The sequence below is a fragment of the Acinetobacter sp. USHLN143 genome, assembly GCF_037145695.1.
Lineage (GTDB): Bacteria > Pseudomonadota > Gammaproteobacteria > Pseudomonadales > Moraxellaceae > Acinetobacter > Acinetobacter fasciculus.
Genome location: NZ_JBBCWZ010000022.1, coordinates 39,112 through 48,660, shown reverse-complemented (window position 1 = coordinate 48,660; position 9,549 = coordinate 39,112). Strand labels below are relative to the sequence as shown.

The following is a 9,549-nucleotide window of genomic DNA, read 5'->3' as shown; positions in this document are numbered from 1 at the left end:
TAAAAAATCAATTTCTAATGCCTGCTCACCGATTTTTGCATGTAGTTTTTTTAGATCGATGGGTGGTTCTGTTGGAGCTTTTGATTGATCGAAAGCTTGCGAGGAAGCTGAAATCAGTTGATTTTTCCAGTCAATAATTTGGTTTTGATGAACATCAAATTCAGCACTCAATTCAGCAAGTGTTTTTTCTGCTTTAATCGCAGCAAGTGCTACCTTAGCTTTAAAGTCATTTGAATGATTTCTTCTTGGTCTACGTGTCATAAAATACTCCATATATTGATGTTTATAACATCATTTGGGGAGCAAAATATCACTTATAAGTGTTGTTCAAATTTCCTGATCCACCTCTGAAATTCCCTCCTTTGAAAAAGGAGGGTTAGGGAGGATTCTTTAAGCCACTGGTGCCAATGTAAACAACACCTGCCCCGTTTTCACCGTTTGCCCTTTTTCAATGGTAATCGCATCGACACGCATACGCTCAGGTGCAATAATTGGTATCTCAATCTTCATCGCTTCAATCACAGCTAAGGTCGCACCTTCTTCCACAATATCGCCTGACTGACATTCAATTTTCCAAATTGAACCCGGCATATGTGATTCCACCGCACAACCACCTTCAGGCACTTCAACCCCTTCGCCATCATCCACAGCATCTAGACTTTCAGAGACATATTCCGCAAGACCTGCTTCATGCCAGCGACGGCGCTCTGCATCAAAGTTGGCTTGTTGCACCGCTTTAAATGCCGAAATAGATTCTTGGTTTTCAGTTAAGAAGTCGTTGTATTCTTTTAGATTCAATACACCATCTTCAATGCGTAATTTTAAACGCCCTGCTTTAAAGTCCTCACGCATTTGCATGAGTTCCGCTTCAGACACTTCATAAAACTTAATTTGGTCAAAGAAGCGCAGTAACCACGGCATACCTTGCTCAAAATCAGGGTTTTTACGGTAGCGTGACCACATTTGCGAAGTACGACCGACAAACTGATAGCCACCCGGACCTTCCATACCGTAGACACACATATACGCACCGCCGATCCCCACGGCGTTTTCAGGTGTCCACGTCCGCGCAGGGTTATATTTAGTCGTGACTAAACGCTGACGCGGATCAAGTGGCGTTGCTACAGGTGCACCCAAATACACATCACCCAAGCCCATGACCAAATAACTGGCGTTATAGACCACATCTTTCACGGCTTGTTTGTCTTTTAAGCCATTAATACGACGGATAAATTCGATATTGTCCGGACACCACGGCGCATCAGGTCGTACCGTTTGCATATAACGCTCAGTGGCAAGTTGTGTTTGTGAATCTTCCCAAGCTAGTGGTAAATACACGGTACGTGATGGCACTTGCATCTCGGTCACATCAGGCAGTTGCTCTTCCGCCACTTGTAGCATACGCAATAAATCAATCTGATCGAGCTGAGTCGAATCAAAATGAATTTGCAGTGAACGAATGCCCGGTGTCAGGTCGATAATACCTTGAATGTTTTGATCTTTGACCCATTGCATCAGCGCATGAATACGGAAACGCAGGTTTAAATCTAAAACCAACTCGCCATATTCAACGAGCATATAGTTATTGCCGGCAGGACGATACACCACATCAGGCGTACCATTTTGACCTTTTAAGGTGTCTAAAATGGCAGATTTTAAGGTGCTGATTTCAGGATAGAACGATTTATCAAAAGTAACCGCTTGTGTATCTTGGGCAGTTAATTGAACATGATATTTTTCATTCAGCAATTTCGCTTGATGGTAGCTGACAGGTACAAACTTGACTTTATCGCCTGCTTTAAGCTGACCCAATTTCCATAGTTCAGAGTTAATCACCACCGCAGGACAGACAAAACCACCTAGGCTTGGACCATCTGGACCCAAGATAATTGGCATATCACCGGTGAAATCAATCGCACCAATAGCATAGGCATTGTCATGAATATTGGATGGATGCAGACCCGCTTCACCACCGTCCTGACGTGCCCATTCAGGTTTTGGACCAATCAAACGGATACCAGTACGGCTTGAGTTAAAGTGAATTTCAAATTCGTTAGCAAAGAAAGTATCAATATCGTTTTTGGTAAAGAAATCAGGCGCGCCATGTGGACCATACATCACCGCAATTTCCCAAGAATTTGAGAATGTCGGGATTTGATCTTCATTTAATGCTTTGACTTCATCGGATGTAAATGCTGTGATTGGAAGCATATCGCCAATCAGTAAATTACGCCCTGCATGACCGCCAAACTGACCTAAAGTGAAGGTTGCTTGTGAACCCAAATATTCAGGCACATTTAGACCGCCTTTAATCCCGATATAAGTACGGCAACCTGTGGCGATCTTGCCACATTTAAGTACCTGACCTTTACGCACATTCACGGTTTGCCACATTGGGACAGCCACACCATCTAAGGTCGATGGCATATCACCACCTGCAAGCACAATTTGGCTATCGCAATGGAATTTTAAGCTTGGGCCTTGTAGGGTACATTCGAGCCCTGCGGTATTCGGTGCATTGCCCAACAATTGGTTTGCGACATTTAAAGACAGCGGATCAATAGCACCTGATGGTGGCACACCGACATCCCAGTAGCCCAAACGACCTGTGACATCTTGCACGGCGGTTTGAATACCAGCTTGTAACACTTCGATTTTTTGGGTTTTCCACTCAAAGGTATTTAAGAAGCGTGTGGTTTGCGTGCCTGCTTTAAAGACCTCACCCTCAATAATGTTTTGCAGATATTCAAGATTGGTTTCAATGCCGGCAACCGAAGTTTTAGCCAAAGTATCCGTCATGGCTTGAATGGCAGAATCACGAGAATCGCTTGTGACGATAATTTTGGCAATCATCGGGTCATAGAACGACGAGACATTGGAGCCGGTTTCTACCCAAGTTTCATTACGGGCATTGGCATCAAACGCAACATGCGTTAAAAGCCCTGCACTTGGTTGGAAGTTTTTGATTGGATCTTCGGCATATAAACGCACTTGAATCGAATGACCTTGCGACTCAAGTTTTGACGTTGGAGCAACCCAATCACCACTGCCTAAGGTCACCATCCATTCCACAAGGTCCACACCAAAGACTTGCTCGGTTACACCATGTTCCACTTGTAGACGGGTATTCACTTCCAAGAAATAGAATTCTTGCGTGTCGGTATCCATCACAAATTCAACTGTACCTGCCGAGCGGTAATTCACTGACTGCATCAATTGAATCGCAACGTTTTGGATATAAGCACGTTGTTCATCTGTAATGTGTGGCGCAGGTGTTTCCTCAATCACTTTTTGGTTACGACGTTGCACCGAACAATCACGCTCGCCTAAAGCTAAAACTAAGCCATTGCCATCACCAAAGATTTGCACTTCGATATGACGCGCATTTTGCACAAATTTCTCGAGGTACAAGCCTGCATCTTTAAAGTTCGCTTGCGCTAAATACGACACGGTTGTGTAAGCATCTTTCAGCTCTTCAGCATTCCACACCAAACGCATACCAATACCACCACCGCCAGCGGTACTTTTGAGCATCACAGGATAACCGATACGTTCCGCTTCAAGCAGTGCTTCAGCTTCATCAGCGAGTAATTGACTACCCGGCAATAACGGCACATTGGCTTGAATTGCCAATTCACGTGCAGTATGTTTGAGACCAAAAGCTTTCATTTGCTCGGCATTTGGTCCCAAGAATACAATGCCTTGAGCTTCACACAGATTACAGAATTCGGCATTTTCAGACAGGAATCCATAGCCCGGATGAATCGCTTGCGCACCGGTATGTTTGGCCACTTCTAAGATTTTATCGACATTCAGATAGCTTTGGCTTGCAGGTGCATCACCAATAAAGACCGCTTCATCAGCTAAAGTCACATGCAAGGAATCACGATCTGCTTCCGAATACACCGCAACCGATTGGATGCCTAATTTTTTAAGGGTACGGATGACACGACAAGCAATTGCACCACGGTTGGCGATGAGAACTTTATTAAACCCATATTTTAAAGTCATAGTCTTATACCTCGCCTTCACGGACAATCAGTTGAATTTTTGTTGGGTTATAGGCATTACATGGGTTATTCAGTTGTGGGCAGTTTGAGATCAACACAATCAAATCCATCTCAGCTTTAATTTCCACATATTTGCCCGGTGCAGAAATCCCATCATCAAATTTCAGGTGACCATCTGAAGTTACAGGTACATTCATAAAAAAATTAATATTTGGACCGATATGGCGCACATTCAGACCATGCTTTTTCGCAATCGGATGTTGTGACAATGCAATCATGAAATTGTTACGGCAACTGTGCATTGGATATTTATCATGCGCATAACGAACCGTGTTACTTTCACATGAACATGCACCGCCTAAAGTATCGTGGCGACCGCAGTTGTCATCATGAATACTCGCAATTTTATTGCCAAAGTTGGTATATAAAGTCGTACCTTTTTCTAGATAAATTTGACGGTTCATCGCCAAAGTATCGGTTGCGCTATAACGCTCTTCAGGGTTATGTGCGGAAATAAACAAAGTATCCACCGCTTGATTACCTTCAAGATCAACAATACGGAAATACTGGCCTTTTTTGACTTCACACATCCATGCTTCACCGGCAGGACAAACTTCGCTAAGTACTGATTTTTCTATATTTACGAGTGCAGTCATGATCATTCCCCTTAAGCAGTTAAAGCGTAGTAGCGGTTATTATTTTGAAACGCACGCTGATTTTGCGGGCATGAGTCACGGCAGACATCGGTGTCGCCTAAAGGCAGTGCTTTAAAGAGTGAGAGCTGAATATCGGCTGGTGCATATTCATTAGAATTGTCGAGTGCATGTGGTGCGCTGGATAAAAACACCAAACAATCCATTTCAAAGCGTAGTTCAATTACTTGGTCGGTATTGTCAGACTTCACATAAGTTAAATTGCCATTGTCATCCGGTTGAACTTTTGAGAATAGATTTAAGGTATTACTCAGATCCGTCGCAGATAAACCAAATTTGGTCATCTCTAAAAGTAGGCTGTCTTTAGCATTGCGGTACATGTCGTTGCGGGCATCCTGGAAGGTCTTCGTGCCAAACTGTGCTCCAATTTGCGGTGCGGTACTTGGCGCACAAAAGGCATCATTCCAACCATGGTCATCTTTGACAATCGAGATCATCGCACGACCTAAATCAGACGCCAAAATATGCCCTGTACTTAAAAATGCCGTGTGTTGTGCTTTTAAGCTGTCTGGCATGTTATAGGCTTCAAGCTTGTCTTCGCTATTTACACAAAACAGTGAAACATTGGCATTCGCGCCTAAAGATTTGAGTTGTAAAACTGCGCCACGCTGAATGCGTGCTGACCAGTGGTGTCCACCCGGTAAACGTTCAGTCCAGAGGACTTGATCTTCGTGATAAGTTATTGTGCTCATTTGCATCCATCCCAATCTTTTTACGGTTTACCTCCCGGGCTTTTATCCCTCCGTGTAGCTTGGGTTTGAACAAACCTAGCCGTGAACTCTCGGTCGCAGACCTACATGAATGTTCATGTATCGGAACCCTAGATCACTTTATGATGATGTAGATAGATGCAAAGGACGTGCCAAACTGGTAATACTATTTTTTATATTCGTAATACTTTTTTTTGAGATGGAACTGATCACTTCAGGTGCAAGGCTCTGAAAAAGGCATCAAGATGTACCAAAATAAAAAAATCCCGGCTTGTACCGGGAATTGTAAAATCTAGAGATGAGAACTCAATCAAACTATTTAAGCGGTAGAGTTATTTACTTAAAATCTCATGCAGCATATTACGTAACCATTGATGGCTGGTTTTATGATGACAGGACATATGCCAATACTGCTTTACGGAATAGGTCGGGAACGCAATTGGCGCATTAAAGATCTTGAGATTGCCACGTGATAACAGGACTTCACTCAAATAATAAGGCACGGTCGCAATCGCATCGGTTTCCTGCACTACCAGTCCGACTCCCAGATAACTTGGCAGACGCATTAGAATGTCACGCTTAAGTTCCAGATTCAGCAATTCATTTTCAATATGGTAATGCCCCATCCCGGCATCAATATCGATATGCGTTTCACGTAAATACTCTTCGGTCGTGATGCTGTCACCCGTGAGCCGCGGATGATCTTTCGCCGCGATCACTACATAATATTGCTCAAACAGTTTCTGCTGATAAAAGCCATTCTCCAGATTTGGCAAGAAGCCCAAAGCCAGATCAATCTCGCCATTGGCCATTTGATAGCTGGTTTCTGACGTAATCGGACGCACATTCAGACGGATATGGGACGCATGCTGCTTCAGATACTGTGAAATTTTTGGCAACAGTACCAGATGCGATACATCAGTCATTGCCAGTGTAAAGCGCTGCTGTGAAGTGACCTGATCAAAATTGATAGTAAAGTTATTAATGGCTTCAACTTTGCTCAATGCTTCGCTGACCAAGGGAAAGAGCTGTTTGGACAGGTCTGTCGGCAGCATTTCATTGCCAATACGTAAAAATAAAGGATCACCATAATGCTGGCGAATTTTATTCAGCAGATTGCTCACCGCTGGCTGGCTCATATCTAAATGATCGGCTGCCTGAGATACGTTTTTAAATTTATAGACATAATAAAAAATACTGAGCAATTTACAGTCAAGTTCAAACACAGAAATACATTTCCTTTAACTTTCTCATCATTCGGACAGGTCTTTCATCCGCATAAGTCTATTGAGGGTCAGATTAAAATATAACACTTCGCAACTATTTTCAGGATTAAACTCGCTGTAATTTTCCGTAAATAAATACTTTTAACAGGTGAATAAATCCATTAAAAAGTCCCTTAGCGTAAAATTTCCAGCCCGGTTTGCTCAGGTCAGTTAAACATTTAAATCGTATGCGATATACTCAGCCCCACCGAATAAATGGTAAAAATACAGAGAAATCTTATATGTTTCAGGATAAAAAGCTGGTCTGTTTTGATCTAGATGGTACGTTGATTGATTCTGTAGGCATCTGGAATCAGGTAGATGCAGCCCTGATTGATGAGCTCTCCAACAGAAAAGTCGATTTACATGAGATTCAGATTCAGCAACAGCGCGATCTTCAACTTACCGCCTTGAGACATAGGTCAGATCCTTATCTGGAATATTGTGGATTTTTAAAAGAACAATACGGTTTTGAACCAGCTAAAGAAGAAGTAAAAAATCGTCGTTATAGTATTTCCCGACATTTTCTGGATGATATCGTCGAGTTAAAACCTCAGGCAGACCTCCTGATTCAGGCTTTAAAACAGCAACAGATATCACTGGCTTTGACCACCACCACCAGTTTATTCAATGTACAGCGCTATCAGGATAACAATCGAAATATTAACTCTAAAATCAGCTTTGATGAGGACTTTTCCTTGATTCTCACCCGTGAAAATGTCCAGAACATTAAACCTCATCCCGAAGTTTATCTGAATGTTTTGCAAGCCTTTAACCTTCGACCTGAGGAATGTCTAATTATTGAAGACTCTCTAGTCGGTGTAGAAGCAGCAAATCATGCGGGCATCGAGGTAGTGGGAATTTATGACCAGCACTCCGCTCATGAAATAGATTTGATCAAAGCCAAAGCAAATTATTATGTCGAAAATTTTGCTGAATTATTAAGTTCATTCAATAACAACATCCACTAAAAAAGATGCCATGAAGCATCCTTGTTCATGACATCTTGAATACTATTTGTGGCTTAAAAATCTTGCTGACTATTTGGCTTTTTTATAGATTGAGCCTGAACCAACCAGATTTCCGGTTTTCTCATCGATTGCAAAATCGACCATACCTGCACCTGCGTTCAACTGAAGCATGCCATTTTCGTTCACTGCAGCGGGCATTGGATTCTTTTTCTCGGTTTTACCGGTTTCCTTATCTTTGATCGTATTGGTAATCAGATAATTTTCACCATTTTTTGAAATAACCAGAATATTTTCAAGTTTTGGATTTTCCACGGTGTTTTTCCAGTTGCCCTGATAATCTGGTGCGGGTGCTTCAGTGGTGTTACAAGCAGTTAAAAGTACTAATAATGGAATTGCTGAAAAATATTTAAGATGTTTCAAAACTGAGACCTTGAGTGTAACGACGCGGCCATTATAGAGAGAAGCCTTTAGAGCTGAAGCAGGTTGTTGTAGGCAAAGCGTTTCAGCAGTACTGGATCTGTTTTGCTTTCGTCATTTTTTGAAATCTGTATCCATATTTTATTCATAAACAGGATTATTCTAATGATATTAAATCTGATAAAACTTAAAAAAAATTCCTCAATAGACCATCCAAATCTATTGAGGAGTACCAAAATGGTGAATAAGTAACGCTTAAAAATTATGACAATAGTTTCGCTTTAAAGTAGTTGAATACAGACTTGGCAGCATGGGTTTTTTCAACCACTTGCTCGGTCCAGTGATTCGGTAGAGAACATTTAGCCAGACCTACCCACACTGTAGAAAACTGTTTCATGAAGCTGGCTTCGTTATAGTGAATACCATATTCTGCACAGAGCGCTTTGATTTTTGGCGCAACCTGCGCATAGCGATTGGCGGGCATGTCCGGGAATAGATGATGCTCAATCTGATGGCTCAAATTGCCACTCAAGATATGTAGCCAGGTTGTTCCACTAAAATTGCTCGAACCACGAATCTGGCGTAAATACCACTCGGCACGGGTTTCATTGTCAGTATTGTCCATTTCAAAGGTTTCAGCATCTTCAGTGAAATGACCGTTAAAAATGACAGCAGAAGCCCATAGACTGCGAATCACATTGGCCACCGCATTTCCGGTAAATACCGGAATGGCGTTTGGGCCGGCAATGAGCGGGAAAAATACATAATCTTTTAACACCTGACGGCGCATTTTCTGGCGTAAAGGTGCTGCCTCTTCCCAGACTTCTTTCCAGGTCTTGGTTTTATAGGCAATCACATCTTCCAGATGCAGGCGTTGCAGGCCAACATACCATTCGAAAAATACCATTAACTGAATGCCCAGTGGAATATTGAACAGAAAGCGTGGTTCCCACTTCTGCGATTCACTGACCCGAATCAGACCATAACCGACATCATGATCCATTCCGACGATATTGGTATAGGCATGGTGAATATAGTTATGGGTGTATTTCCAGTCATCGCCGGTTGAAATCGTATCCCAGTCATAGGTCGCACCGTTCAGACTCGGATCATTCATCCAGTCGAACTGGCCATGCATGACATTGTGGCCGAGTTCCATATTTTCCACGATTTTGGAAAGACCGAGCAGACCTGTCCCCGCCAGCCATACCGGTGGCAACCAGCCGGCAAACATCAGCATGCCGCGTGAGGCAATTTCACTATAGCGGACAAAGTTGCGGATTTTATAAATATATTCGGCGTCTTTTTCCCCCAGATCATCCATGACCTCGCGGCGGATCGCATCGACTTTGGCACCGAATTCCTCAATCTGTTCCGGATTGAGAAATTGGCTTTTGCTATGTCGTTTAAAATCGATTTGCATATTCATGGGAGCACCTTCTTATAGTTTAATTAATGGCTTA

At 42.6% G+C, this 9,549-nt stretch carries 8 protein-coding genes and 1 riboswitch; of the genes, 1 reads left to right on the top strand and 7 read right to left on the bottom strand.

What is annotated here, in order from left to right:
- The 5 genes from WFH18_RS08045 to WFH18_RS08025 form a co-directional block, all read right to left on the bottom strand.
- Positions 1 to 273: transposase (locus WFH18_RS08045; RefSeq protein ID WP_442892468.1), on the bottom strand; the 273-nt coding region annotated here is incomplete at its 3' end.
- 117 nt (positions 274 to 390) lie between these two features.
- Positions 391 to 4,011, bottom strand: coding sequence for an urea carboxylase (uca, locus tag WFH18_RS08040; protein WP_164543252.1), 3,621 nt, complete (start codon positions 4,009 to 4,011; stop codon positions 391 to 393).
- A gap of 4 nt (positions 4,012 to 4,015) precedes the next feature.
- On the bottom strand, positions 4,016 to 4,666 hold the full coding sequence (locus WFH18_RS08035; RefSeq protein ID WP_164543251.1) for an urea amidolyase associated protein UAAP2: 651 nt from the start codon (positions 4,664 to 4,666) through the stop codon (positions 4,016 to 4,018).
- Positions 4,667 to 4,677: 11 nt separating this feature from the next.
- Positions 4,678 to 5,415: an urea amidolyase associated protein UAAP1 gene (locus tag WFH18_RS08030; protein WP_164543250.1), complete on the bottom strand. Its 738-nt coding sequence runs from the start codon at positions 5,413 to 5,415 to the stop codon at positions 4,678 to 4,680.
- A 29-nt stretch (positions 5,416 to 5,444) separates the two neighbouring features.
- Positions 5,445 to 5,558: riboswitch (guanidine-I (ykkC/yxkD leader) on the bottom strand.
- 207 nt (positions 5,559 to 5,765) lie between these two features.
- Entirely contained in the window at positions 5,766 to 6,659 is an 894-nt protein-coding gene (locus WFH18_RS08025) for a LysR family transcriptional regulator (RefSeq protein ID WP_004280389.1), read from the bottom strand.
- Positions 6,660 to 6,940: 281 nt separating this feature from the next.
- Between WFH18_RS08025 and WFH18_RS08020 the strand changes: the two genes are divergently transcribed.
- Positions 6,941 to 7,669 (top strand): HAD family hydrolase, encoded by a 729-nt coding sequence (locus tag WFH18_RS08020; protein WP_004280390.1) that lies wholly within the window; start codon positions 6,941 to 6,943, stop codon positions 7,667 to 7,669.
- Between the two features lie 69 nt (positions 7,670 to 7,738).
- Here the strand turns inward: WFH18_RS08020 and WFH18_RS08015 are convergent, their stop codons facing one another.
- Positions 7,739 to 8,089 (bottom strand): hypothetical protein, encoded by a 351-nt coding sequence (locus tag WFH18_RS08015; protein WP_004280391.1) that lies wholly within the window; start codon positions 8,087 to 8,089, stop codon positions 7,739 to 7,741.
- Between the two features lie 259 nt (positions 8,090 to 8,348).
- Positions 8,349 to 9,515 carry a fatty acid desaturase family protein gene (locus tag WFH18_RS08010; protein WP_004280392.1) on the bottom strand — a complete coding sequence of 389 codons (1,167 nt, stop codon included), beginning with the start codon at positions 9,513 to 9,515 and terminating at the stop codon, positions 8,349 to 8,351.
- Positions 9,516 to 9,549 lie beyond the last annotated feature (34 nt).